General features: G+C 65.8%; 18 protein-coding genes. 13 read left to right on the forward strand and 5 right to left on the reverse strand.

Annotation, left to right across the window (positions count from 1 at the left end):
• A partial coding sequence (locus tag K675_RS0108235; RefSeq protein ID WP_017903036.1) for a histidine kinase dimerization/phospho-acceptor domain-containing protein occupies positions 1-967 on the reverse strand: 967 nt, incomplete at its 3' end.
• A 116-nt stretch (positions 968-1,083) separates the two neighbouring features.
• A complete protein-coding gene (gene ompR, locus K675_RS0108240) occupies positions 1,084-1,824 on the reverse strand; it encodes a two-component system response regulator OmpR (protein WP_017903037.1) in 741 nt (246 codons plus the stop codon).
• 335 nt (positions 1,825-2,159) lie between these two features.
• Between ompR and K675_RS0108245 the strand changes: the two genes are divergently transcribed.
• The 3 genes from K675_RS0108245 (at position 2,160) to gshA (ending at position 6,807) form a co-directional block, all read left to right on the forward strand.
• Complete coding sequence (locus K675_RS0108245; RefSeq protein WP_017903038.1) at positions 2,160-4,478, forward strand: Tex family protein; 2,319 nt, start codon at positions 2,160-2,162, stop codon at positions 4,476-4,478.
• The gene (locus tag K675_RS0108250) at positions 4,478-4,861 is read left to right on the forward strand and encodes a PaaI family thioesterase (protein ID WP_017903039.1); all 384 of its coding nucleotides are present in this window, start codon (positions 4,478-4,480) and stop codon (positions 4,859-4,861) included. The genes K675_RS0108245 and K675_RS0108250 overlap by 1 nt, the downstream gene beginning before the upstream one ends.
• A gap of 362 nt (positions 4,862-5,223) precedes the next feature.
• On the forward strand, positions 5,224-6,807 hold the full coding sequence (gshA, locus tag K675_RS0108255) for a glutamate--cysteine ligase (protein WP_017903040.1): 1,584 nt from the start codon (positions 5,224-5,226) through the stop codon (positions 6,805-6,807).
• 164 nt (positions 6,808-6,971) lie between these two features.
• Here gshA and argA read toward each other — a convergent pair whose 3' ends face one another.
• The gene (argA, locus tag K675_RS0108260) at positions 6,972-8,270 is read right to left on the reverse strand and encodes an amino-acid N-acetyltransferase (protein ID WP_017903041.1); all 1,299 of its coding nucleotides are present in this window, start codon (positions 8,268-8,270) and stop codon (positions 6,972-6,974) included.
• Positions 8,271-8,409: 139 nt separating this feature from the next.
• Positions 8,410-9,570, reverse strand: coding sequence for an acetylornithine deacetylase (gene argE / locus K675_RS0108265; RefSeq protein WP_017903042.1), 1,161 nt, complete (start codon positions 9,568-9,570; stop codon positions 8,410-8,412).
• Positions 9,571-9,844: 274 nt separating this feature from the next.
• Between argE and K675_RS0108270 the strand changes: the two genes are divergently transcribed.
• From K675_RS0108270 to K675_RS0108300, 7 genes are all read left to right on the forward strand, one after another.
• Complete coding sequence (locus tag K675_RS0108270; protein ID WP_017903043.1) at positions 9,845-11,212, forward strand: inorganic triphosphatase; 1,368 nt, start codon at positions 9,845-9,847, stop codon at positions 11,210-11,212.
• Positions 11,213-11,572: 360 nt separating this feature from the next.
• A complete protein-coding gene (bcsQ, locus tag K675_RS0108275; RefSeq protein WP_017903044.1) occupies positions 11,573-12,616 on the forward strand; it encodes a cellulose biosynthesis protein BcsQ in 1,044 nt (347 codons plus the stop codon).
• Complete coding sequence (gene bcsA / locus K675_RS0108280; protein ID WP_017903045.1) at positions 12,613-14,805, forward strand: UDP-forming cellulose synthase catalytic subunit; 2,193 nt, start codon at positions 12,613-12,615, stop codon at positions 14,803-14,805. The genes bcsQ and bcsA overlap by 4 nt, the downstream gene beginning before the upstream one ends.
• Entirely contained in the window at positions 14,802-17,105 is a 2,304-nt protein-coding gene (bcsB, locus tag K675_RS0108285; protein ID WP_017903046.1) for a cellulose biosynthesis cyclic di-GMP-binding regulatory protein BcsB, read from the forward strand. The genes bcsA and bcsB overlap by 4 nt, the downstream gene beginning before the upstream one ends.
• Positions 17,102-21,016 (forward strand): cellulose biosynthesis protein BcsC, encoded by a 3,915-nt coding sequence (locus K675_RS0108290; RefSeq protein ID WP_017903047.1) that lies wholly within the window; start codon positions 17,102-17,104, stop codon positions 21,014-21,016. The genes bcsB and K675_RS0108290 overlap by 4 nt, the downstream gene beginning before the upstream one ends.
• Before the next feature lie 18 nt (positions 21,017-21,034).
• A complete protein-coding gene (locus K675_RS0108295; RefSeq protein WP_017903048.1) occupies positions 21,035-21,694 on the forward strand; it encodes an SGNH/GDSL hydrolase family protein in 660 nt (219 codons plus the stop codon).
• 139 nt (positions 21,695-21,833) lie between these two features.
• Positions 21,834-23,615, forward strand: coding sequence for a GspE/PulE family protein (locus K675_RS0108300; RefSeq protein ID WP_017903049.1), 1,782 nt, complete (start codon positions 21,834-21,836; stop codon positions 23,613-23,615).
• A gap of 12 nt (positions 23,616-23,627) precedes the next feature.
• Here K675_RS0108300 and K675_RS0108305 read toward each other — a convergent pair whose 3' ends face one another.
• Positions 23,628-24,656, reverse strand: a complete 1,029-nt coding sequence (locus K675_RS0108305) for a hypothetical protein (RefSeq protein WP_017903050.1) — start codon at positions 24,654-24,656, stop codon at positions 23,628-23,630.
• A 156-nt stretch (positions 24,657-24,812) separates the two neighbouring features.
• Here K675_RS0108305 and K675_RS0108310 point away from each other — a divergent pair, with 156 nt between their 5' ends.
• From K675_RS0108310 to K675_RS0108320, 3 genes are all read left to right on the forward strand, one after another.
• A complete protein-coding gene (locus K675_RS0108310; protein WP_017903051.1) occupies positions 24,813-25,733 on the forward strand; it encodes an SPFH domain-containing protein in 921 nt (306 codons plus the stop codon).
• A gap of 10 nt (positions 25,734-25,743) precedes the next feature.
• A complete protein-coding gene (locus K675_RS0108315; RefSeq protein WP_017903052.1) occupies positions 25,744-26,193 on the forward strand; it encodes an NfeD family protein in 450 nt (149 codons plus the stop codon).
• Between the two features lie 68 nt (positions 26,194-26,261).
• Positions 26,262-26,579 (forward strand): DUF2388 domain-containing protein, encoded by a 318-nt coding sequence (locus K675_RS0108320; protein WP_026145033.1) that lies wholly within the window; start codon positions 26,262-26,264, stop codon positions 26,577-26,579.
• Positions 26,580-26,630: the final 51 nt, after the last annotated feature.

The raw sequence follows: 26,630 nt of genomic DNA on the forward strand, positions 1-26,630 counted from the left end.
CCGCCCCCCGCCGCAGCGGGAACGGCTGGATCGGCTGCAGGCGCATCTGCACCCGCTGTTCGTTCTGGTTGTAGGGTGCCACCACCTCGCGCACCAGGTCGCTGAGGTCGACTTCTTCCACCGACTCGTCGCGCCCATCACGGATGAAAGCGAGGAACTGGTCGAGAATCGCGTCCATGTCCTCGATATCGCGGACCATGTCCGCACTCAGGTCACTGTGGTCGCCCATCAGTTCCAGGGACAGCCGCAGGCGGGTCAGCGGCGTGCGCAGGTCGTGGGAAACCCCGGCCAGCATCAGCTCACGCTCGCGACCAGCCTGCTCGACGTCCTCGGCCATCTGGTTGAAGGCACTGTAGACCTCGGTCATTTCACTGGGCGTGTCGCTGATCGGCAGGCGCACGCTGCGCCCCTGGCCCAGTTGCCGCGCGGCAAAGACCAGGCGTTTCAGCGGCTGGTTGAGCTGGCTGACGAAAATCCAGGCCGAGGCCGTCGACAACAACCCGATCGCCAGGAACCAGCCCAGCACGCTCCAGATCTTCTGCCCCCGCAGCGGGTGCGGATACAACGGCACCTTCAACCAGCCGGCGCCCAGGCTCGGCGCACGCACCCACAGGGCGGGTGGCGCATGCATGCGCAGGCGGACTTCGGTATCGGCGCCGAGTTCGGCCTGCATCTGCCGCTGGTAGATCTCGCTGTACGGCCAGTGCTGCTCGCCTTCCGGCACGCCACCGCTGACCACGCGGATCAGCCCCGCCGCCTCGGCGATCTTGTCGCGATCGTCCTCGTCGGCCGCCCAGTAGGCACGCAGGGTCAGCGCCACGCCGTGGCTGTACTGGCGGTCCACCAGGACATCCTCGTTCATCAGCAGATAGACCAGGGTCAGCGCCTTGGAGAACAGCACCACGATGAGCACCAGCCAGAGGGTGCGCGAGAAGAAGCTTTGGGGAAACCAGACAGGGGTCTTCATAAATACAGCCGCTACATACTTTGCAGGAGCGAGCAGCCGGGCTCGCACAATTGCGGATCGCGACTTGCCCGGGCGGCTTGCGCACACCCGGGCAATTCGCTCCTACAAATCACCGGTCACTTGGTCGCGGCGCCATCCGGCACGAACACGTAACCCACGCCCCAGACGGTCTGGATATAGCGCGGCTTGGAAGGATCCGGCTCGATCATGCGACGCAGGCGGGAAATCTGCACGTCGATGGATCGTTCCAGTGCATCCCACTCGCGGCCACGGGCCAGGTTCATCAGCTTGTCACGGGTCAGCGGCTCGCGGGCATGCATCACCAGTGCCTTGAGCACGGCGAATTCGCCAGTGGTGAGCATGTGCACTTCTTCGCCGCGCTTGAGCTCACGGGTGGCAAGGGACAGCTCGTAGTCGCCGAAGGTGACGCTTTCGTCCTCGCTGCCCGGCGCGCCTGGCACCGGGGCGGACTGGCGACGCAGCACGGCCTTGACCCGTGCCATCAGTTCGTCGGGGTTGAACGGCTTGGCCAGGTAGTCGTCGGCGCCCAGCTCCAGGCCCTTGATCCGGCTCAGTTCATCGCCCTTGGCGGTGAGCATGATGATCGGCACCTGGTTGTTCGCCGCGCGCAGGCGACGGCAGGCGGTCAGGCCGTCTTCACCCGGCAGCATCAGGTCGAGGACCACCAGATTGAACACTTCACGGGCCAGCAGACGATCCATTTGCTCGGTGTTGGCCACCGCGCGGGCACGATAGCCCTTGCTGGTGAAGAAACGCTCCAGCAGGCTGCTCAGCCCCGGATCGTCGTCCACGATGAGGATTTTTTCGCCTTCAGCAGTTTGTGCAGTGCTGCTCATGGGTTGCTCCTTTGATCTCGGCGCGCATTATGGGGCCAGCGGCCCTCATGCGTATCCTGTGCATTGTTAGCAGATTTTTCCTCGACTACCAGCAAACAGCGCTTTATGCCTACACGCGCACAATCCCCCCAAGCCCGGAACGCTGGTTATAATGCCCCGCTTTCTGTGTCAGGCAACGTCTGATCATTGCTGTTCGATGCCCTCTTTTTTACCAAGGCTCACAGCAATGTGCTGATTTCACGGGTCACAAGGTGCGCCTTTTGATCCCAAACCAGGCGCGCCCGACAGGCCCAAAGGCCCGGCGCGCCTGATTTCACACTTTGTCAGGTGGTTTTATGGACAGCATCAACAGCCGCATCGCCGAAGAACTCGGCGTACGCCCACAACAGGTCGAAGCGGCCGTCGCCCTATTGGATGAAGGCTCGACCGTACCCTTCATCGCCCGCTACCGGAAAGAAGTCACCGGCAGCCTGGATGACACCCAACTGCGACATCTGGAAGAACGCCTGCGCTACCTGCGAGAACTCGACGAACGGCGCGCCAGCATCCTCGCCAGCATCGAGGAACAAGGCAAGCTGACCCCTGCCCTGGCCCGTGACATCCAGCTCGCCGACACCAAGACCCGCCTCGAAGACCTGTACCTGCCGTACAAGCAGAAGCGCCGCACCAAGGGCCAGATCGCCCTGGAAGCCGGCCTTGGCGAGCTGGCCGACAGTCTGTTCAACGACCCGTCGCTGACCCCGGAAACCGAAGCCGCACGCTTCGTCGATGCCGAGAAGGGCTTCGCCGACACCAAGGCCGCCCTCGAAGGCGCCAAGTACATCCTCATGGAGCGCTTCGCCGAGGACGCCAGCCTGCTGGACAAGCTGCGCAATTTCCTCAAGCAGGAAGCGATCATCAGCGCCCGCGTGGTCGCCGGCAAGGAAGAGGAAGGCGCCAAGTTCCGCGACTACTTCGAACACGACGAGCCGCTCAAGAGCATGCCGTCGCACCGCGCCCTGGCGATCTTCCGTGGCCGCAACGAAGGCATTCTCGCCTCCTCGCTGAAAGTCGGCGACGAGCTGCCGGGCACCCTGCACCCCTGCGAAGGCATGATCGGCCAGCATGTCGGCATCCAGAACCAGGGCCGCCCCGCCGACAAGTGGCTGGGCGAGGTGGTGCGCTGGACCTGGAAGGTCAAGCTCTACACCCACCTGGAAACCGACCTGCTCGGCGAGCTGCGCGATGGCGCGGAAACCGAGGCGATCAACGTTTTCGCCCACAACCTGCACGACCTGCTGCTGGCCGCTCCGGCCGGCCCACGTGCGACCCTCGGCCTCGACCCGGGCCTGCGCACCGGCTGCAAGGTCGCCGTGGTCGACGCCACCGGCAAGCTGCTGGACCACGCCACCGTCTACCCCCACGTGCCGCACAACAAGTGGGACCAGACCCTGGCCATCCTCGCCGCGCTGTGTGCCAAGCACTCGGTGGACCTGATCGCCATCGGCAACGGCACCGCCAGCCGCGAAACCGACAAGCTGGCCGCCGACCTGATCAAGAAATATCCAGCCATGCGCCTGACCAAGGTCATGGTGTCCGAAGCCGGCGCATCGGTGTACTCGGCCTCGGAGCTGGCCGCACGCGAGTTCCCCGACCTCGACGTGTCGATCCGTGGCGCCGTGTCCATCGCCCGCCGCCTGCAGGACCCGCTGGCCGAACTGGTGAAGATCGATCCGAAATCCATCGGGGTCGGCCAGTACCAGCACGACGTCTCGCAACTGAAGCTGGCCCGTGGCCTGGATGCGGTGGTCGAGGACTGCGTGAACGCCGTCGGTGTCGACGTGAATACCGCCTCGGTGGCCCTGCTGGCACGGATCTCCGGCCTCAACACCACCCTGGCGCAGAACATCGTCAGCCACCGTGACGAAAACGGTGCGTTCAAGACCCGCGCCGCGCTGAAGAAAGTCCCGCGCCTGGGCGAAAAAACCTTCGAACAGGCCGCCGGCTTCCTGCGCGTGATGAACGGCGACAACCCGCTGGACGCCTCCGCGGTGCACCCGGAAGCCTACCCGCTGGTCCAGCGCATCGCCGCCGAGACCGGCCGCGACATCCGCTCGCTGATCGGCGACAGCGCATTCCTCAAGCGCCTGGACCCGAAGAAGTTCACCGACGAGACCTTCGGCCTGCCGACCGTCACCGACATCCTCCAGGAACTCGACAAGCCAGGCCGCGACCCACGCCCCGAGTTCAAGACCGCGGCGTTCCAGGAAGGCGTCGAAGACCTCAAGGACCTCGAACTGGGAATGATCCTCGAAGGCGTGGTGACCAACGTGACCAACTTCGGCGCCTTCGTCGACATCGGCGTCCACCAGGACGGTCTGGTGCACATCTCGGCGCTGTCCGAGAAGTTCGTCAAGGACCCGCGTGAAGCGGTGAAGGCCGGTGACGTGGTCAAGGTCAAGGTCATGGAGGTCGACATCCCGCGCAAGCGCGTCGGCCTGTCGATGCGCATGAGCGACACCCCCGGCGAGAAGATCGACGGGGCCCGTGGCTCGCGGCCAGGCAGCGCGCCACGTCAATCGCAAGGCAACGCTCCACGCAAGGAAACCGCGCCCCCGGCCAATAACGCCATGGCCTCGCTGTTCGCCAATGCCAAGCAGCTGAAGAAACGTTGATGGATATTCCCGAGGGCCTGACCCAGAGTGCCTTCAGCGAGCTGATCGGCTGCCGCCTGCAACGCCTGGACACCGGCGTTGCCGAGGTGGCCCTGTCGCTGACGCCACAACTGCGCAACCGTGGCAACGTGCTGCATGGCGGCGCGCTGTTCAGCCTGGTGGATATCACCATGGGCCTGGCCTGCTCGGCCACCCACGGTTTCGACCAGCGCAGCGCGACCATCGAGTGCAAGATCAACTACATGCGCGCGGTGGCCGAAGGCGAGGTGCTGTGCACCGCCCGGGTCATCCATCCCGGCCGCCGCACCCTGGTGGTCGAGGCCGACGTGCGCCAGGGCGACAAACTTGTCGCGAAAGCACAAGGCACGTTCGCTGTTCTCTAGTGGCCTGTACGGTTAATTCGCATACTCAAATTCGGGCCCAGGGGTTTGCCAGGCAAGGCGCCATGACGAGTCGTAGCAGGGCCACGGCGAGGAATGACAACGCTGTCTGGCGAAGCCATGGGCTCGGAGTTGAGTATGCGAATTAGCCACACAGGCCACTACCTGTTCCGTCTCGATTTGGGTTAATTTCGGCACTGCATGCGCAGTGTCGGAATTTTCCTCCGGCGCCGCGTCCGACTCAGGGACGAAGTATCGGCGTTTTCCGACATTTACCAGGCGACAACGCCAGTTCTCAACTTCACCCTTGTAGACCGTCTTGCCCACCCCCATATTGGGGCGACCGACGCGTGAAGGAATCCAACTTGAGCGAACTTCTCAACCGCCGCCTGGCTCTGCTCGGCGAGCGCGACCACCTCTCCCTGCTTGAGCAGTGCCTGCACGGCATCGAGCGCGAATGCCTGCGCGTCACTCCCGAAGGTCGGCTGGCGCAGACACCGCATCCGGAAGAACTCGGCTCCGCGCTGACCAACGAGCAAATCACCACGGACTATTCCGAGTCGCTGCTGGAATTCATCACTCCAGCCCTCAACGACCCGGCCGACACCCTGGACAGCCTGGACAGGATTCATCGCTTCGCCTACAGCAAGCTCGGCAACGAGTACCTGTGGAGCCCGTCGATGCCTTGCCCGCTGCCGGCCGAGGAAGACATCCCGATCGCCTATTACGGGACCTCGAACATCGGCAGGCTCAAGTACGTGTACCGCCAGGGTCTGGCCCTGCGCTACGGCAAGACCATGCAGTGCATCGCCGGAATTCACTACAATTTCTCGCTGCCGGAAAAGCTCTGGCCTTTGCTCAAGCAGGCCGAAGGCTCCAGCGGCTCGGACCGCGACTACCAGTCGCTGGCCTATATCGCGCTGATCCGCAACTTCCGCCGCTACAGTTGGCTGCTGATGTACCTGTTCGGTGCCTCCCCGGCGCTGGACGCCGGCTTCCTGCGTGGCCGCGCGCATTCGCTGGAGCAGTTCGACGCCGAGACGCTGTACCTGCCCTATGCCACCAGCCTGCGCATGAGCGACCTGGGTTACCAGAGCAACGCCCAGGCCGGCCTGACGCCGTGCTACAACGATCTCAACAGCTATACCGACAGCCTGCGCAAGGCGGTGGCGACCCCCTACGCGCCGTATGTCGAGATCGGCACCCACAAGGATGGCGAGTGGGTCCAGCTCAACACCAACATCCTGCAGATCGAAAACGAGTACTACTCCAACATCCGCCCGAAACGCGTGACCTACACCGGCGAGCGGCCGATCCAGGCGTTGATGGCCCGCGGCGTGCAGTACGTCGAGGTGCGCTGCCTGGACATCAACCCGTTCCTGCCGACCGGTATCGACCTGAACGAGGCGCGCTTCCTCAACGCGTTCCTGCTGTACTGCGCGCTGAACGACAGCCCGCAGCTCGAAAGCGGCGAATGCGGCAATGCCACCTCGAACTTCCTCACCGTGGTCAAGGAAGGCCGCCGTCCGGGCCTGCAACTGCAACGTGATGGCCAGGCGGTGGACATGAAGGAATGGGCCGCCGAGCTGCTGGAGCGGATCGCGCCGCTGGCCGCGCTGCTGGACCAGAGCCATGGTGGCGATGCCCATAGCAAGGCGCTGGACGAGCAACTGGCGAAAGTCAGGGATTCGTCCCTGACCCCGTCGGCCCGGGTACTGGCGAGCATGACCGAGCACAAGGAAAGCTTCGCCCAGTTCGCCATGCGCCAGAGCCTGGCCCATGCCGAGTCCTTCCGCAGTCAGCCGTTGACCAAGGAAGCGCAGACCGCGTTCGAGGAAAGCGCCCGCCAGTCGCTGGTACAGCAACTGGAGCTGGAACAGAACGAAGTCGGTGATTTCGACGTGTTCGTCGGCGCCTACCAGGCGAGCATCCTGGCGATCAGCAACTGATCCTGCGCAGCATTCGAGGGCCTCTTCGCGGCCGTTCGGCGCCCGACAAGCCCTGCGTCTACAGGGGTTTTGAGTCGATCACGAATTCGTGACCAGACACGAGCCCTGTAGCAGCGGGCTGGCCCGCGAATAGGCCCTCAAGCCCTATCCAGGGGCTCGGAAGCTCAGAGCGCCTTCTCGAAAATCTTCGAATTACGCTGGTAGTTGTAGAGCGACGCCCGCGCACTAGGCAGGCGCTCGACGCTGCTCGGGGCGAAACCCCGCTCACGGAACCAGTGCGCGGTACGGGTGGTGAGGACGAACAGGGTCTTGAGTCCCAGCGCCCGGGCGCGGGTCTCGATACGTTCGAGCAGTTCGTCGCCACGCCCACCATGCCGGTACTCCGGATTCACCGCCAGGCAGGCCAGCTCCCCGGCCTCCGAATCGGCAATCGGGTACAGCGCCGCACAGGCGATGATCATCCCCTCTCGCTCGACCACGCTGAACTGTTCGATCTCGCGCTCCAGCACCTCCCGTGAACGCCGCACCAGGATGCCCTGTTCTTCCAGCGGGCTGATCAGCTCGAGCAGGCCGCCGACGTCCTCGATCGCCGCCTCGCGAACCCGCTCGAACTGCTCCTGGGCGACCAGCGTACCGCCACCATCGCGGGTGAACAGCTCGGTCAGCAACGCGCCGTCCTCGGCATAGCTGACGATATGGCTGCGGGCCACGCCACCACGGCAGGCCTCGGCCGCCGCATCGAGCAGCTCGGCCTGGTAATCGCTGCCCAGGCGCTGCAGGTGCGCCGGTACCTGCTGTGGACGCAGTTCGCGGACCAGGTGACCATTTTCATCGATCAGGCCATGGTCGGCACCGAACAACAGGAGTTTTTCCGCGCCAAGGTCGATCGCCGCACGGGTCGCGACGTCTTCGCAGGCCAGGTTGAAGATCTCCCCGGTGGGCGAGTAGCCCAGCGGCGACAGCAGCACGATGGAGCGCTCGTCGAGCAGGCGGTTGATGCCCTTGCGGTCGACCCGCCGCACTTCGCCGGTGTGGTGATAGTCGACGCCTTCGAGCACGCCGATCGGCCGCGCCGTCACCAGGTTGCCGCTGGCCACGCGCAACCGCGAACCCTGCATCGGCGAAGCCGCCATGTCCATGGACAGGCGCGCCTCGATGGCGATACGCAACTGGCCGACCGCGTCGATCACACATTCCAGGGTCGCCGCATCGGTGATACGCAGACCGCGATGGTAGTGCGGGGTCAGGCCGCGGGCGGCCAGGCGGCTTTCGATCTGCGGGCGCGAGCCGTGGACCAGCACCAGACGCACGCCGAGGCTGTGCAGCAGCACCAGGTCGTGGACGATATTGCCGAAGTTGGGGTGCTCGACACCGTCGCCGGGCAGCATCACGACAAAGGTGCAATCGCGGTGGGCATTGATATAGGGAGAAGCGTGGCGAAGCCAGTTGACGTATTCGGGCATGACCTGAACCTGTATAAAAAACAGCCAATGAAAAATGGGTGCAACGTGAAAACGCACAACGGGCTGTTGGTTATCGTCGGAACAGGCTTGGCGACACGCGCGCTCTCCTTACTGGGTAATGAATGGTTTCGCCTGGCATTTAACGCAAGGTCGGGGCCGGGCTCAAGCAATAATGTTCAATCAGCTCGCGCAACAGCTGTACGGTAGGCTGCAAACGTGACATTTCGAGGAATTCCCCCGGCTGATGCGCGCAGTCGATGTCGCCGGGCCCCAATATCAGGGTCTCGCAGCCAAGGCGCTGAAGATAAGGTGCTTCGGTGCCGAACGCCACCGCCTGTGCGCGGTGGCCGGTGAGTTTTTCGGCGATGCGCACCAGTTCGGCATCGGCCACCTGCTCGAAGGGCGGCACCTCGGGGAACAGCGGCGCATAGTCGATCTTCACCTGGTGCCGCTGCGCCAGGGGTTCGAGCCTGGCGCGGATCGCCGCGCGCAGCACGCCCGGGTCCATGCCCGGCAGCGGCCGCAAGTCGAACTCCAGGGCGCACTGGCCGCAGATGCGGTTGGGGTTGTCGCCTCCGTGGATGCAGCCCAGGTTCAGGGTCGGCTGCGGCACGGTGAATTGCGGGTTGTCGTACTCGCGCTGCCACTGCCCGCGCAGGCCGCGCAGCTCGCCGATCACGTCATGCATGGCCTCGAGGGCGCTATGGCCCAGGCTCGGATCCGACGAGTGGCCGCTGCGGCCAAGGATATCGATGCGTTCCATCATCACCCCCTTGTGGAGGCGGATCGGCTTGAGTCCCGTCGGTTCACCGATCACCGCGGCACGGCCCAGCGGCCGCCCGGCCTCGGCCAGGGCACGGGCGCCGGACATCGAGCTTTCCTCGTCGCAGGTGGCGAGGATCAGCAGCGGCTGCTTGAACGGCTGGTCGAGCAGCGGCCGCACCGCCTCGATGATCAGAGCGAAGAATCCCTTCATGTCGCAACTGCCCAAGCCGACCCAGCGGCCGTCGACCTCGCTGAGCTTGAGCGGGTCGGTCTGCCACAGCGCCTCGTCGAAGGGCACGGTATCGCTGTGCCCGGCCAGTACCAGGCCACCGGGGCCGCTGCCGAAGCTGGCGAGCAGGTTGAACTTGCCGGGGCTGACCGGCTGGATATCGCAGTGAAAGCCCAGATCACTCAGCCAGCCGGCCAGCAGGTCGATGACCGGGCGGTTGCTCAGGTCCAGCGCCGGCTGGGTGCAACTGACGGAGGGGACTGCGATCAGGGCCGCGAACTGGTCTTTCATCGATGGCAAGGGCATGCGCTCGCTCCTCAATCACGCTACGTCAGGTGCACCTTCCGCTCTTCGGGAAGGCTCCAGGGTTCCGGGCAAGGCTTGCGCGCCCATTCGCCGGCGAGCCGGGCTCCTACAGGGATCGCGCAGGCTCGACATCCCGGACCGGGCCCATCATAGAGCCATCCGGCGGCCGGAATAAACCGCCACGACGCGTGCCGTGCGCTTGTCCTGTACACTGCATCCCCCAAGGCGGCCACTCTTTTCCCCGGCCGCACTCCCGATCCTGGATTTTCCGGCCATGCAGAAAGAAACCGAAATCAAACTCCGCGTCAGCCGCGAAACCCTCGCCGCATTGCGCGAGCACCCGCTGTTGAAAAAACGCAACAAGAGCGGCTGGGAGCGTCGTGAGCTGATGAACCAGTATTTCGACACCCCCGAACGTGACCTGGCCAGGGCCAAGGTCGCCCTGCGTCTGCGCCGTGACGGCGACGAAGTGATCCAGACCCTCAAGACCCGCGGCCAGAGCATCGCCGGCCTGTCGGAGCGCAACGAGTACGACTGGCACCTGGCGAAGGCCAAGCTGGACGTGAAGAAACTCGACGGCGAATGCTGGCCGGCGCAACTGGCCGAGCTGGACAAGAAAACCCTCAAGCCGATCTTCACCACCGATTTCGTCCGCGAGCGCGCCGAGATCGCCTGGGGCCGTGGCAAATCGAAAGTGGTGATCGAGGCCGCGCTGGACCTCGGCACCGTCATCGCCGGCAAGCACAAGGAAGAAATCTGCGAGCTGGAACTGGAACTGCGCGAAGGCGAGCCCGAAGCCCTGCTGGAACTGGCCGCCGAACTGGCCGAGAAACTGCCGCTGATGCCCTGCGACATCAGCAAGGCCGAACGCGGCTACCGGCTGTTCGACGCCAACAGCTATTCGTTGAGCCTGCCGGCACCGCAACTGAGCGCCGAGACCTCGGTGGACGATGCCTTCACCGCACTGGCCTGGCACCTGCTCGGCAGCAGCCAGCGACTGGCCGAACAGTACCGTTTCAACGGTCACTGGCGCCTGCTGCAGGATTGGCTGCAGCAGTTGATCGAACTGCGGGCCCTGGTCGGCAGCCTCGGCCAGGTGGCTCCGCGGCAATCGACCAGCGAACTGCGCAAGGCCCTGGATGCGCTGCTGGAAGACTGGCGTCCACTGGTCAATGCCGGCCTGGAAGACGAGGACGTGCGCAAGGCCGCACCGGAGCAGTTCCTCGAAGAACTGGAGGATGTGCGCTGGGGCCAGTTCTCCCTGAACACCTCGCGCTGGCTGCTGGCCCGCAACTGGACGGTCGAACGCGCCAACCGTGGCAACCGCCAGGGTGCCGCGCAGTTGCAGAGCTGGCTGCCACGCCTGCTGGCCGAGGAAGCCGTGTCGCTGCAACTGGGTCGCTACCAGCAGCAACCGGAAGACCTCGCCGAACAACTGCCACGCATCGAGCGTATCCAGGCCTGGCTGCACCTGGCCCGTGGCGTGCTCGATCTGCCGGAGCTGGACCGCCTGTTCGGCGAGTTGAACAAGCTGGCGCAACTGGCCGAGCTGGATATCAGCGAAGAAGTGCTCGAGGCCCGCGTGCAGCAGGCACTGACCGTGTCCCAGGGCCGTGCCTGGAAGGCCCTGTCGCGTCTGTAACCCCCCTTGCAGGAGCCGGCTTGCTGGCGATGGCGATCTCCATATCGCTACGGAATCTGGTTGGATGGCCGCCTTTGGCGGATCGCCAGCAAGCCGGCTCCCACAAAGTTCACACGCGGATATCCCGCGCTTGCCCAGCAAAATTTCCTTGCAGCGGAAAATCTGGTCTACATTTGAATCTGACCGTTTCGATAAAACCTTCAGGAACATTCCCAAGTCCTTTGGGTTCTATCGGCACGACACGCAGGCGACACCTTTAAGAACACCATCGATTGCCTCACGGCACGCAGTACGACGGCATTGTGTGATTAGCCGTATCTGTCCCCTTTCAAGTTCTTCTGGAATGGTACGGATACTTTCATGCAGCCCTCAGACGACGATGATGTCAGAAACCTGATGCGCAAGTTCGGGGCCAGCACCGAGCGCTATCGGGAAATCGAGGTGGCGCGGGCCTTCACCGAAAAGCCTCTCCCACCGCCGCCAGCGCCCACACCAACCGAAACGCCAACCCTGGCGGTGCCTGCCGCATCCGCCGCCCCGGGCTCGTCGCCCTCCCTGCGCACGCTGCTCACCGACCTCGCCCGGCAGCGCCAGGCCCAGGCCGAGCAACACCGGCGGGCGCCCGTCATGCCCCACGTCGCGGCGCGGATTGTCGCGGTGGTCTCGACCCGTGGCGGCGTGGGCCGCAGCACCCTGGCCAGCCTGCTGGCGATCCTGCTCAACAGCGCCGATCGCCAGGCCGTGGTTCTCGAACTCGACGCGCAGAACGCCCAATACCGGCACCTGGGCATCTTTCCCCAGGCGACGGGCATCTGCCGCGCCAGCCTGGAGCACCGTGGCTGGCAGGAACTCGCCCAGACCGGCTACGCCAGCACCCGGCTGCTGCCCTTCGGCGAAAGCGAGCCACAGCAGTTGCACAGCCTCGAACGCCAGCTCGAGGATGACCCACACTGGCTGGCCCGGCACCTGGCCGATCTGAACCTTGGTCGACACGACACGTTGATCATCGACACCCCCGCCGGCAGCAGCGTGTTCCAGGAACAGGCGCTGCGCCTGGCCGACCTGATCGTCGCCGTGGTCCGCCCCGATGCCGCCTCCCACGCCGCGCTCGAGCACCTGCTCGATGCCCTCGCCCCACACCTGGGCGGCGAACGGCCCGCCACCTGCCGGTTCGTGATCAACGGCGTGGACAACTCCCATGCGCTGTCCGTGGACATCGCGCAGATCCTCGAAAACCAGCTCAAGCCCCAGTTGCTCGGCACCGTCGCCTGGGACGACGCCATCGCCGAGGCACTGGCCTACGAGTGCAACCCGTTCGAACAGAACGCCGACGCCCGCGGCTGCCAGGACATCCTGGCCATCGCCGACAAACTCCATGACCAGCTGGAGCCACGCCTGCCATGACCCTCGAACGTCGCGTCGAGCGTCTGCTCGGCAGTAGCCTCCGGCGTGCCCGGCAGTGGCCCGGCCGCCTGCGCCGGACAATCCTCTGGAGCGCCGCCCTGCTCTGCACGGTGGTACTGGCCGGGGTGATCAGCGCCCCGGCGAGCCTGTCCCAGCAGGCCCTGCTCGGCCTGCTGCTGGTGGTTGCCGCGCTGGTGCTGCGGCGCTTCGAGGGGCGCCTGCCGATCATCGCGATGATCAGCCTGTCGCTGATCGCCTCGCTGCGCTACATGTACTGGCGCCTGAGCGAAACCCTGCAGTTGGAGAACTTCCACGACACCCTGTTCGGTTACATCCTGGTGGTGGCCGAACTCTATGCGCTGGTGGTGCTGGTGTTCGGCTACGTGCAGACCGCCTGGCCACTGAAGCGCCGGCCGATCCTGCTCGAACAGGCCCCCGAGCTGTGGCCGAGCGTCGATGTGTTCATCACCACGGTCAACGAGTCCCTGGAGATCGTCAAGGTCACGGTGTTCGCCGCCCAGGGGCTGGACTGGCCCGAGGACAAGCTCAGGGTCCACGTGCTGGACGACGGCCATCGCGAGGAGTTCCGCGAGTTCTGCCAGAGCGTCGGCGCCCACTACCTGACGCGCGACAACAACCTGCACGCCAAGGCCGGCAACTTCAACGCGGCGCTCAGGGTCACCCACGGCGAATACATCGCCGCCTTCGACGCCGACCACGTGCCCTCGCGCTCCTTCCTGCAGATCGCCATGGGCTGGTTTCTCAAGGACCCCAAGCTGGCGATGCTGCAGACTCCGCACTGCTTCTTCTCGCCCGACCCCTTCGAGAAGAACCTCGACACGTGGCACACGGTACCCAACGAAGGCGAGCTGTTCTACGGCCTGGTCCAGGACGGCAATGACCTGTGGAACGCCGCGATGTTCTGCGGCTCCTGCGCGCTGATGCGTCGCGCGCCGCTGGAAGCCGTCGGGGGCATGGACGAAACCACCCTGACCGAAGACGCCCACACCTCGCTCAAGCTCAACCGCGCCGGCTACAACACCGCCTACCTGGCCCTGCCCCAGGCAGCCGGCATGGCCACCGAGAACCTGGCGCGACACATCAACCAGCGCGTTCGCTGGGCACGCGGCATGACCCAGATATTCCGTACCGACAACCCCATGCTCGGCCGCGGGCTGACCCTCGGCCAACGCGTCTGCTACACCAACGCCATGCTGCACTTCTTCTACGGCTTCCCGCGCATGGTGTTCCTCACCGCGCCGCTGGCCTACCTGATCTTCGGCGCGCAGATCTTCCATGCTGCCCCGCTGATGGTCGCCGCCTACGCTTTTCCGCACCTGCTGCTGGCGAACCTGACCAACTCGCGGATCCAGGGGCGGTTCCGCCACTCCTACTGGAACGAGGTCTACGAGACGGTACTGGCCTGGTACATCCTGCCGCCGGTGCTGATGGCGATGATCCGGCCGCGCTCCGGGCACTTCAACGTCACCGACAAGGGTGGCGACCTGCACCCGGAGTTCTTCGACTGGAAGATGGCCCGCCCCTATATCGTGCTGCTGCTCCTGAACATCGCCGGCGTCCTGTTCGGGATCTACGACTACCTCGGTGCCGACGACACCACCGATATCACCGTGCTGCTCAACCAGCTGTGGGCGCTGTACAACGTGATGGTCACCAGTGCCGCCCTGGCGGTCGCCAGCGAAAGCCGGCAGATCCGCAGCGAGCCCAGGGTCGAGGCGCAACTGCCGGTCAGCCTGCAACGGGCTGACGGCCAGCTGCTGCAGAGCATCACCGAGGATTTCTCTCAGCATGGCCTGGGCCTGCGGCTCGCAGAGGGCCAGTCGATCACGCGCGGCGAACGCCTGCGGGTCTCGCTGTTCCGCCATGAACAACGCTACGACTTCGACGGCACCGTGGTGTCCAGCCAGGGCCGCAACATCGGCATCCAATTCGACCCGATGACCTTGCGCCAGCAAAGCGACCTGGTCCACCTGACCTTCGCCCGCGCCGACACCTGGGCCATGAACTGGGGCACCGGCAAGCCGGATTCGCCACTGGCGGCCCTGCGTGAAGTCAGTGCCATCGGGCTGCACGGCATCGCCGAACTGCTCAAGGCCACCGTGCGCCTGCTGACCACGCTGCCTTTCGCCCGCCGCACCTCCCCTCCCTCCGCCCCGGACACGCCATGACCACGACCTCCTCCGTTGGCAGCGCGGAACGCTGCATCCGTTATGCCCTGGCACTGCTGGCCTGCTGCAGCCTATTCCCCGGCACCGGCAGGGCGCTGCCGCAAACCGAGGTCCATGGCGGCGTGGCGACCACCACCGCCAGCAGCCCCCAGCCCCAGGCTGACCCCGGCAACAGCTACAGCCTGACCTTCAAGCAGCTCGGGCGCCGCGACCCGATGTACCTCAGGGGCGTCGAATCCACCGACAGCGCCGACTTCGGCATCCGCGCCGACCAGGTCGTCACCGGGGTGCAACTGGTGCTGCGCTTCAGCTATTCGCCCTCCATGCTGACCGACCTGTCGCAGCTCAACGTGCTGGTCAACGACAAGGTCGCCGCCAGCCTGCCGTTGCCGAAGGAGGAGGCCGGCAAGGACCTGGAGAAAGTGATCGAGATTCCGGCGCGGCTGATCACCGACTTCAACCGGCTCGACCTGCAACTGATCGGCCACTACACCATGCAGTGCGAAGACCCGCTGCATTCGAGCCTGTGGGCCAGGGTCAGCAATGACAGCCAGTTGAACATCCGGTATTCGCCCATCGCCCTGAAGAACGACCTGGCGTTGCTGCCGACACCGTTTTTCGATCGCCACGATGCCCGACCATTGAAGCTGCCATTCGTCTTCGACACGGCCCCCGGCCTGGCCAAGCTGGAAGCGGCCGCCGCACTGTCGTCGAAGTTCGGTGCACTGGCCAGCTACCGCACCGCGACCTTCCCCGCCAGCGTCGGCCAACTGCCGGCCAAGGGCAATGCCATCGTCCTGGTGACCCGCCGCGAGGCCCTGCCGCTGGGCGAACTGTCGGGCAACCCGGCCACCGGACCGAGCGTGACCATGATGGCCAACCCCAACGATCCCTACGGCAAGCTGCTGGTGATCAGCGGGCGCAACGATGCCGAACTGAAGATCGCCGCCCTCGCCGTCGCCCTGGGCAGCAAGGCGATGTCCGGGGCGACCGCGCTGATCGATCGGCTGGAGCCGGTGCCGCTGCGACGGCCCTACGATGCGCCCAACTGGCTGCCGGCCGATCGCCCGGTCCAGTTCGGCGAGCTGGTGGACGCCCAGCAACTGCACGTATCCGGCTACAACCCGCGGGAGATCATCGTGCCGCTGCGCCTGCCGCCAGACCTGTTCGAGTGGCGCAACCGCGGCGTCCCCCTGCACCTCAAGTATCGCTACACACCCCAGCAGTTCTCGACCAACTCGGCTCTGCTGGTCCACCTCAACAACCGCCTGATCCGCCTGATGCAACTGCCCTCGGTGCCCAACCTGAATGGCGAACCGCAGTGGCTGGAATGGCTCAAGACCGATGACAGCCTGCCCCGCGAAGCGAGCATGTTCCTGCCGCTGGACATTTCCACCTTCAAGGCCCAGCTGCAACTGCGCTACATGTACGACTACGTCAAGCAGGGCGAATGTCGTGACGTCATCGTCGAGGACATGCGCGGCCAGATCGAGCCGGACTCGACCCTCGACCTCAGCGGCCTCGATCACTACACACCGATGCCCGACCTGGCCAAGTTCCGCGACAGCGGCTTCCCCTTCACCCGGCTCGCCGACCTTTCGGAAACCGCCGTGGTCATGCCCGACACCAGCGGTCCGGAAGTGCTGAGCGCCTACCTGACGGTATTCGGCCGCTTCGGCGACTCCACCGGCTACCCGACCACGGGGGTGCAGGTGATCCCCGCCCGCGAAATCGACACAGTCAGCGACAAGGATCTGCTGGTGCTGGCCGCCGCCGGCGACCAGCCGTTGCTCAAGCGCTGGGCCGAAGCGCTGCCGGCGCGTAGCGAAAGCAGCCACCACTTTTTCGACCTGAGCGACCTGGCCCTGCGTATCCACGACTGGTTCAGCCCCGACACCGAGGCGGCGGTGCGCAAGACCCGCTCCGCCCTGGCCTGGTCAGGCAGCGGCACGCCCTACCTGGCCGGTTTCGAGTCGCCACTGAGAAACGGGCGCAGCGTGGTGGTGATCGCCAGCAGCGAACCGGCCCGACTGGAAGAGGTGACCGCGGCGATGATCGGCGGCGACGACTACAAGGACCAGATCCAGGGCCGCCTGGCGGTGGTCCAGGACAAGCAGGTCACCAGCCTGACCGCCGACCAGCCGTACTACGTTGGCCACCTGGGTTGGTTCCGCCATCTGCAACTGCTGCTGTCGCGGCATGTCGGCTGGTTGCTGTTCAGCGTGCTGCTCGGTTTCGCCCTGCTCTGCGCGCTGATCTTCCTGGGGCTGCGGGCCCAGGCCAGGCGGCGGTTGTCATGAGCCGGCTGGCGAGGTGCACGAGCCTGTGCCGCAGCCTGCCGCTGGCACTGCTGTTCACCCTGGCGAGCGCCGCGGTCCGGGCCGATGAACCGCAGGCGCAACTGATCGAACAGGGTCGCTACTGGCAGGCCCAGCACAACCCCGACCGGGCCATGGATGCCTGGAGCAAACTGTTGCTGCTCGCCCCCGAGCAGCCCGAAGCGCTCTACGGCCTGGGCCTGGGCAATGTGCAACTCAAGCGCCCGGACGAGGCGCGCAAGTACCTCGCGCGCCTGCAGGCCCTGGTACCGCCGCCACGCCAGGCGCAACAACTGGAGCAGGACATCGCCCTGGGCAACGAGGAACAGGCGCAGTGGCTGGCGCGGGCGCGAAAACTGGTCGACGGCAACCAGTACGACGACGCGGTGAAGGTCTACCGGCAACTGTTCAATGGCCGCCAGCCGCAAGGCGACCTGGCCCGCGAGTTCTACTTCCTGCTGGGCTACACCCGTGGCGGCGAACAGGAAGCCCGCAACGGGCTCGAACGGCTGCTGCGCGAACACCCCGACGACCGCGCCGCGGCACTGTTCCTGGCCAAGCACATGGTGCGCAACCTCGATACCCGTGCCGAGGGCATTCGCCGCCTGGCCGTGCTGGCCCGGGACAGGGAGGTCGGCAGCGATGCCAACGAGACCTGGCGCTTCGCGCTGACCTGGATCGGCCCGCCGGCACCGGCGCAGGTGCCGCTGTTCGAGCAGTTCCTCGCCGCCCACCCGGACGACAAGGAAATCCGCGAGCTGATGAACAAGGGCAAGGCCCTCACCCGCAGTAACACCAGCACCGCGAAAGCGGCGGCCTGGCGCCGCGACCCACAGGACGCCCGCGGCCTGCAGGCCCTGGAGGCCGGCGACCTGGCCGCCGCCGAGCAGGCGTTCCAGGCGCGTCTCCGGGAAAAGCCCGACGACCCCGACGCACTGGGCGGCCTGGGCATCGTGCGGCAGAAGCAGGAGCGCCTGGACGAAGCCGAGGACCTGCTGGTGCGGGCCACTCGCCAGCCAGCCGGACATCCCTGGCGCCAGGCACTGGACAATGTGCGCTACTGGCGGCTGATGGCCGGCGCGACCGCCGCCAGCAAGGCCGGACGCCAGGACCAGGCCCGCAAGTTGATCGAACAGGCCGCCAGCGGCAATCCCGGACAACCGGCCAGCCAGGTCGCACTGGCCAACCTGCTGGCACAGGAAGGGCAATTGGCGAAGGCCGAGGCCGCCTACCGGCGCATCCTCGCCAGCCATCGCGACGACCCCCAGGCCCTGGATGGCCTGGTCGGCGTCCTGGCGCAGCAGGGCAAGGCCGACGAAGCGCTGCAACTGATCGATGGGCTGTCGCCTACGGCCCGGGCCCGGCTGAATTCCGAGGTGTCCATGCGTTCGCTGCGCGCCACCCAGGTGGCCCGGGTGGCCGAACAGCGCGGCGACCTCAAGGCCGCCGAACAAGCCTACCGGCAGGCGCTGGCGGACGACCCCGGCAATGCCTGGACGCGCTTCGCCCTGGCGCGGATCTATCTCGGCCAGGGTCGTACCCAGGCCGCCCGGGACCAGATCAATGACCTGCTCAAGCGCCACCCCGACCAGCCCGACGCCCTCTACACCCGTACCCTGCTGGCGGCGCAACTGGGCGAGTGGCAGGACGCCCAGGCCAGCCTTGCGCGTATCCCGCCGGCCCGCCGCAGCCGCGAGATGGACGAGTTGGGCAAGGAGATCGCCCTGCACGTGCAGACCGAAGCCGCCGTCGCCAACCTGCGTCGCGGCCAGCGCCGCGAAGCCCAGGCACTGCTCGCCCGCAGCCAGGCCCTGACCGAAGGCAAGCCCGAGCGCGCAGCGATCCTGGCCTCGGCCTACATCGACGCCGGCCAGCCGCAACAGGGTGTGGCACTGATGCGCGACCTGGTGGAGCGCTCGCCCAGCCCCGCCAGCCAACTGCAACTGCTTCATGCCGACATCCTGTTCAAGGCCGAGCAGGACAACGACGCCGCCGACATCCTGCGCAGCCTGCAGGGCGTGCGCCTGAACGACAGCGACCGCCGCCACTACGCCGCGCTGGTGAAGCTGTACCGGATCAAACAGGCCGACCAGTTGCGCGAGAAAGGCAACCTGGCCTCCGCCTACGACATGCTCAAGCCGATCCTGCGCCAGTCGCCCCGCGATCCCCAGGCGAACGCCGCCCTGGCGCGGCTGTACAGCGCCAGCGGTAACAACGCCAAGGCCATGGCGCTGTACAAGCCGCTGCTGGAGAACGACCCGCGCAATGCCGACCTGCAACTGAGCGTCGCCAGCCTCGCGGCCCAGGCCCACGACCATGCGCGGGCCGAAAAGGCCCTCAAGACCGCCCTGGTGCTCAAGCCCGGCGTGCCCAGGGTGCTGACCAGCGCCGCCGCCACCTATCGCGCCATGGGCAGGAGTGCCGAAGCAGCCGACCTGCTGCGCCAGGCCGTGGCCATCGAGGGCAGCCAGCGGCGCGCCAACCCGACGCTCGACCGCGCGGACAGCGACGGCGACAACCCCTTCCTCGACCTGCCCGGCCAACCGCGCCGGATCGCCGCTCGCGGTGAAGATCCCTTGCGCTCCGGCAATGAGTCGGCCGATACCATGCCGCCCGATCCGGCCTTCGCCTCGGCGTTCCAAGGCAGCGCTGACAGCCTGTTCGACAGCGGCCAGGACGACGAACCGGCACCGCTCGGCAACCCCTTCGCCGCTGGCCACCGTTCGGGCGAAACCGCACGGCAGGACCTCAGCCCGGCACAACTGGCGCTGAACGAAATTCTCCGGGAGCGTAGCGGCCAGATCGCCCAGGGCCTGAGCGTGCGCAGCAACAACAATGAGGCCGGGCTGAGCAAGCTGACCGACGTCGAAGCGCCATTCGAAGCCAACCTGCCGGCCGGCGACAACCGGGTCGCGCTGCGGGTGACGCCGGTCTCGCTGCACGCCGGCAGCGCCCACGACTACAGTCTCAGCCGCTTCGGCAGCGGCCTGCCCAGCGGCTCCCCCGGCTCGCAACAGGCCAACGGCGTCGGGCTGGCGGTCGCTGTGGAAAGCCCACCGCACGGGATCAAGGCGGACATCGGCGTCAGCCCGGTGGGCTTCACCTACAACACCGTGATCGGCGGCATCAGCCTCGAACAGCCGTTGGTGTCCAGCCCGAACATGCACTACAGCATCGCCCTGTCGCGGCGTCCGGTCACCGACAGCCTGGCTTCCTTCGCCGGCACCCGGGACCGGCGCACCGGCATCCGCTGGGGCGGCGTAACGGCCAACGGCGGGCGGGCGCTGCTGGGCTACGACGACCAGGAAGTCGGCCTGTACGGCTACGGTGCCCTGCACAGGCTGGTCGGCAACAACGTCGAGGACAACACTCGCGCAGAACTCGGCGGCGGCATCTACTGGTACCTGGACAACCAGCCTGACGAGAAACTGACCGTGGGCCTGAGCGCCATGGCGCTGGCCTATGAAAACAACCAGGGTTTCTTCACCTACGGCCACGGCGGCTATTTCAGCCCGCAGACGTTCTTCTCGGTGGCGGTGCCGGTGAGCTGGTCACAGCGCTCCGAGCGCTTCAGCTACCGGCTCAATGGCGCGCTGGGGGTGCAGTACATCAACCAGAAAGGTGCCGACTACTTTCCCGGACACAGCGCCGAACAGGCCGCCAACAACCTCACCTATCCCGGCAAAAGCAGCACCGGGGTCGGCTATAACCTGAACGCGGCGGGTGAATACCGGCTCGGTTCGAACCTGCTGCTGGGCGGCGAACTGGGTGTGGACAACGCCCAGGACTATCGCGAGGTCACCGCCTCGCTGTACCTGCGCTACCTGTTCGAGAAGATCAGCGGGCCGATGGCCCTGCCGGTCAGCCCGTACCGTTCGCCCTACTCCAACTGACTTGCGGGAGCATGCAGCATGGCCACTTCATCGGTTCTGGCGGGCCTGAGCGTCCTGATCATCGGCGACAGCCACCTGGCGACCCCCGACTTCCTGCTCAACCCGCTGCACGATGCCCTCAGCCGCCAGGGCGCCCAGGTTCATTCCGTAGGCATCTGCGGCGCCAGCGCCGGCGACTGGCTCAAGGCCACCGCCAGCCCCTGCGGCGGCGCCGAACGCCGCGGCAGCGCCGCGGCCACGGTGCTGGAGAACGCGACGACACGCCCGATCGGCCAACTGCTGGACAGCGACAAACCCGACATCACCGTCATCGTCATGGGCGACACCATGGCCAGCTACGACAAGCCGAGCTTCCCCAAGGCCTGGATCTGGCAGCAGACCAACAGCCTGGTCAAGGCCCTCGCCGCCCACCAGAGCCCGTGCGTCTGGGTCGGACCGAGCTGGGGCAGCGAGGGCGGCAAGTACGGCAAGACCTACGAACGGGTGCGGACGATGTCGAACTTCCTGAGCAAGAGCGTCGCCCCCTGCCGCTACATCGATTCACTGCAATTCTCCGCCAAGGGCCAATGGGCGACCATCGACGGCCAGCACCTGACCCTCACCGGCTACAAGGCCTGGAGCGACGCCATCGTCAAGGCGTTGCTACAGACGCCGCTGCCGCGCCTGCCAGGCCACTGACCCCTTACGGCAGACACCGGGACGGAGAAAAAATCATCCGCCTCGCTCCAGTATCGGCACAGACGTCGGACATGCTCGCGACTATTCTTGGTATCTCACGGTCAGACAGGGACTACTGACCGACCGAACAGGAGCCCGCATGCCCGTCGCCTCTCTCAATCAGGATCACTGGCTGGACCTCAACGAACTGCTGCGCGAACTGGTCAGCCAGGGTTTCATCAGCCAGGACTCGGCCGAACACGCCATGACCACCCGGCGCAACTCGCAGAACAGCCAGTTGCATCCACTGGAATTCATCGCCAGCCAGCACTTGCCGGACCTGAGCCGCCCCGGCAAGCCGCTGGACCTGGAAAACCTGACCCTGTGGCTGGCCCAGCAGGCCGGCCAACCCTATCTGCGCATCGATCCGCTGAAGATCGACGTCGCCGCGATCATGCCGCTGATGTCCTACGCCTTCGCTCAACGCCACAAGATTCTCGCCGTGGCGGTCGATCACGACGGCGTCACCGTCGCCAGCGCCCAGCCGCATGTGCGCAGCTGGGAGGCCGACCTCAGCCATGTGCTCAAGCTGCCGATCCGGCGGGTGGTGGCCAACCCGGTGGATATCCAGCGCTACACCGTGGAGTTCTTCCGCCTGGCCAAGTCGGTCAGCGGCGCCAGCACGGTCGACCAGAAAGGCCACAATCTGGGCAACTTCGAACAACTGCTCAACCTCGGCGCCAGCGACCAGGAGCCGGACGCCAACGACGCGCACATCGTCAACATCGTCGACTGGCTGTTCCAGTACGCCTTCCAGCAGCGCGCCAGCGATATCCACATCGAGCCGCGGCGGGAACAGGGCACCGTGCGCTTTCGCATCGACGGCGTGCTGCACAACGTCTACCAGTTCCCGCCCCAGGTGACCATGGCGATCGTCAGCCGGCTCAAGAGCCTGGGCCGGATGAACGTCGCGGAAAAGCGCAAACCCCAGGATGGCCGGGTCAAGACCAAGACCCCGGACGGCGGCGAAGTCGAACTGCGCCTGTCGACCCTGCCGACCGCGTTCGACGAGAAGATGGTGATGCGGATCTTCGACCCGGAGGTATTGCTCAAGGACTTCGACCAGCTCGGGTTCTGCGCCGATGACCTGCGCCGCTGGCAGGACATGACCCGTCAGCCCAACGGCATCATCCTGGTCACCGGCCCCACCGGCTCGGGCAAGACCACCACGCTGTACACCACCCTGAAAAAGCTGGCGACTTCCGAGGTCAACCTCTGCACCATCGAGGACCCGATCGAGATGGTCGAGCCGGCCTTCAACCAGATGCAGGTCCAGCACAATATCGACCTGACCTTCGCCAGCGGCGTGCGCGCGCTGATGCGCCAGGATCCGGACATCATCATGATCGGCGAGATCCGCGACCTGGAGACCGCCGAGATGGCGATCCAGGCGGCGCTGACCGGCCACCTGGTGCTATCGACCCTGCACACCAACGACGCGCCGAGCGCGATCAGCCGCCTGCTCGAACTGGGTGTGCCGCACTACCTGATCAAGGCCACCGTGCTCGGGGTCATGGCCCAGCGCCTGGTACGTACCCTGTGTCCGCACTGCAAGGCACCGCATGAGCTGTCGGAAGAGGATTGGCAGACCCTCACCCGCCCCTGGCAGGCGCCCCTGCCCAGCGGCGCGCAACAGGCGATCGGTTGCCTGGAATGTCGCGACACCGGCTACCGAGGACGCGCCGGGGTCTACGAGATCATGCTGCTCAGCGACAGCATCAAGGCACTGATCCATACCGACACCGATCTGCTGGCGGTGCGCCGTCAGGCGTTCAAGGAAGGTATGCGCAGCCTGCGCCTGTCCGGCGCGCAGAAAGTCGCGGCCGGGTTGACCACCATCGAGGAAGTGCTGCGCGTCACGCCCCAGAGCGAGCAGCGTTGAGCGCGGGGCGACTCATTTATCCGGGGTGACGACGAACCAGTCGATCACCCCGACCTCGCTGTTGGGCTTGATCGTCACCGGAGTGGCATCACCGCGCCGCTGCAGAATCGAACGGCCCTCGGCGACCTTCTCACCGGTGCGCTGGTTGAGCGCGTCCTGTCTGCCGGTCGGACTGAACAGCCAGGCGCCCCGTTCGTCGCCACGCACCCGGGTGCCCCGCGGATAAAGCCACTCGCCCAGCGTAACGGGCCGGGCCAGTTGCCCTTCCCAGCTGTCGATGTGTCGCTGGCCGTCCAGGTACAGGCGCAGCGCGGACAGGTGCAAGCCGTCGAGGGCGATCTCCAGGTTGTCGGCGTCCTCGGCCCGCAGCATCCAGCGCCGCCCCTCGCGACTCAGGATCGTGCCCGCCGGCCAAGTCACGCCGGCCACGTTCACATCGGGGACCAGGGTGCACTCCTTGAAGTGCCACTGGCTCGGCCGGTAGGTGTCCTGATTCTCGCGCGTGAAACCGACCAAGGCAGCCGCGGCACAGGACCAGCCCTGCACGACCTGATCGTGTACCAGGCGCACGCCGGATTGGTTGTAGATCGGTGAAAACTCGATCGCCGATACCGGCATTCCCTGGATATCCACAGGCGTTGCCAACTCGATCGACTTCAGGCTTTGCAGGCCATGAGGCTGGGGCTTGCCCTGCCAGTCCTCGGGGTCGAGTGTACCGAGATGGGCCTGGCTGCCCGCCGGGAGGCTCAGCTCCCCCAACTGCAACTCGGCATCAAGCCGCGGGTTCAGCGCCTGGCGTTTGGCCTCTGACTCGGCATCGATGCGCTGGAACTCACGCCACATCGCCCCACCGAGCCCGGCGAAGACCAGGCCCACGACGACCAGGCAGCCATAACGCCAGGGATTGCGTCGCAGATGTCGGCGCGTGCGCGCGAACAGCAGGGCCACCAGCACCCACAGCAGTCCGATCAGGCCGACCACGGCCAGTGCGGACAGCAGGAAAATGAACAGAATGACGGACGGATCGGGACCGAAGATCATCGCAATCGGGTGCTCGCGGCAGGGTAGATGGCCCGCACCTTAGCACGGACAGCGTCATACAGGCTCGGACACAAACGACACACTTGTTCCAGGGCCAGAGCCGCTACAATCAGCTGATTATCGGTACCTCGGCAATCACTTGAACAGGGAGTCTTCATGCAAATCGGCAGCGTTCTTCTGCTCTTCGTCGGCCTGGCCATCGCCATTGTCTTCATGGGCTTCAAGGTCGTGCCCCAGGGCTACCAATGGACGGTGGAGCGCTTCGGCCGCTACACCACCACCCTCAAGCCGGGCCTGAACATCATCGTCCCGGTCATGGACCGCATCGGGCGCAAGATCAACGTGATGGAAAGCGTGCTGGACATCCCGCCGCAGGAAGTCATCACCTCCGACAACGCCACGGTACAGATCGACGCCGTGTGCTTCTTCCAGGTGGTCAACACCGCCCAGGCCGCGTACGAGGTGAATAACCTCGAACACGCCATCCGCAACCTGCTGCAGACCAACATCCGCACCGTGCTCGGCTCCATGGAACTCGATGCCATGCTCGGCCAGCGCGACACCATCAACGAACGCCTGCTGCGCACCGTCGATGAAGCCACCGCGCCATGGGGGATCAAGATCACCCGGATCGAGATCAAGGACATCAGCCCGCCCGCCGACCTGATGGCGGCGATGTCCGGGCAGATGAAGGCCGAGCGGGTCAAGCGGGCGCAGATCCTCGAAGCCGAAGGCCTGCGCGCCTCGGCGATCCTCACCGCCGAGGGCAAGAAGCAGGCGCAGATCCTCGAGGCCGAGGGCAACCGCCAGGCCGCCTTCCTCGAAGCCGAGGCCCGCGAGCGGCAGGCCGAGGCGGAAGCCCGCGCCACCCAGGTGGTGTCCGAGGCGATCGCCAATGGCAACGTCCAGGCGGTCAACTACTTCGTTGCACAGAAGTACGTAGAGACCCTGGGCCAGTTGGCCTCGGCCAACAACAGCAAGGTGATCCTGATGCCGCTGGAAGCCAGCCAGGTCATCGGCGCGGTCGGCGGCATCGGCGAGATCGTCAAGGCCACCTTCGACGGCAAGAAGACCTGAGGCAAGCGCGATGTGGGAATTCCTGCAACATCTGTCCTTCTGGGACTGGCTGGCCCTCGGCACCCTGCTGCTGATCCTCGAAGTGTTCGGCGCCGGCGGCTACCTGCTGTGGGTCGGCATCGCCGCCGCGGTGGTCGGCGTGCTGACCTTCGTCATTCCCGGCCTGCCCTGGACCCTGCAGTTCCTGCTGTTCGGCCTGCTCTCGGTGCTGACCGCGGTGTTCTGGTGGAAGCGCCAGCGCGCCGCCAGCGTCGCCAGCGATCAGCCGGGGCTGAACGAACGTGGCCATGATCTGATCGGCAAGACCTTTGCGGTGCATTCGGCCATCAGCGGCGGGCGTGGCAAGATCAAGGTCGGCGACGGCGTCTGGCTGGTCACCGGACCGGATGCCGAGGTCGGCACGCGGGTGCGGGTGGTCGCGCAGAACGGCACGGTGCTGCAGGTCGAGACACTTGAATGAGGGCAATGGAACTCCGTATGGGCGGGAACGATCCAACACTGCATATCACCCCCAGCGGAGTAACCATCATGCGTCTCAAATATGCTGTCGCCACCGTGGCACTGCTGTCCCTTCCCATTGGCTCGGCCATGGCCGACGGTTTCTGGCGCAACGTCATTTCGTCCGGGGCCACCACCGGCTCGACCTACCTGACCTTCAAGGACCACAAGCTGGTCGTCGCCGCCCAGGATGACGCCGGCAGCTTCGTCGCCAGCAACGGCGCGATCCGCGGTCCGTACCTGGAAGCGGCCATGCAGAAAGTGCGTGCCGACAATCCGGACCTGAAGGCCAGCGACATGGAACTGGCCAATGCGATTCTGGCGAAGAACGCCCTGGCTGAAGAGTGATCGACAGCAGGTTGAGCCGATGAAAAACGCCGACGGCCAGTCGGCGTTTTT

This window comes from Pseudomonas fuscovaginae SE-1, assembly GCF_000364705.1.
GTDB lineage: Bacteria > Pseudomonadota > Gammaproteobacteria > Pseudomonadales > Pseudomonadaceae > Aquipseudomonas > Aquipseudomonas fuscovaginae_A.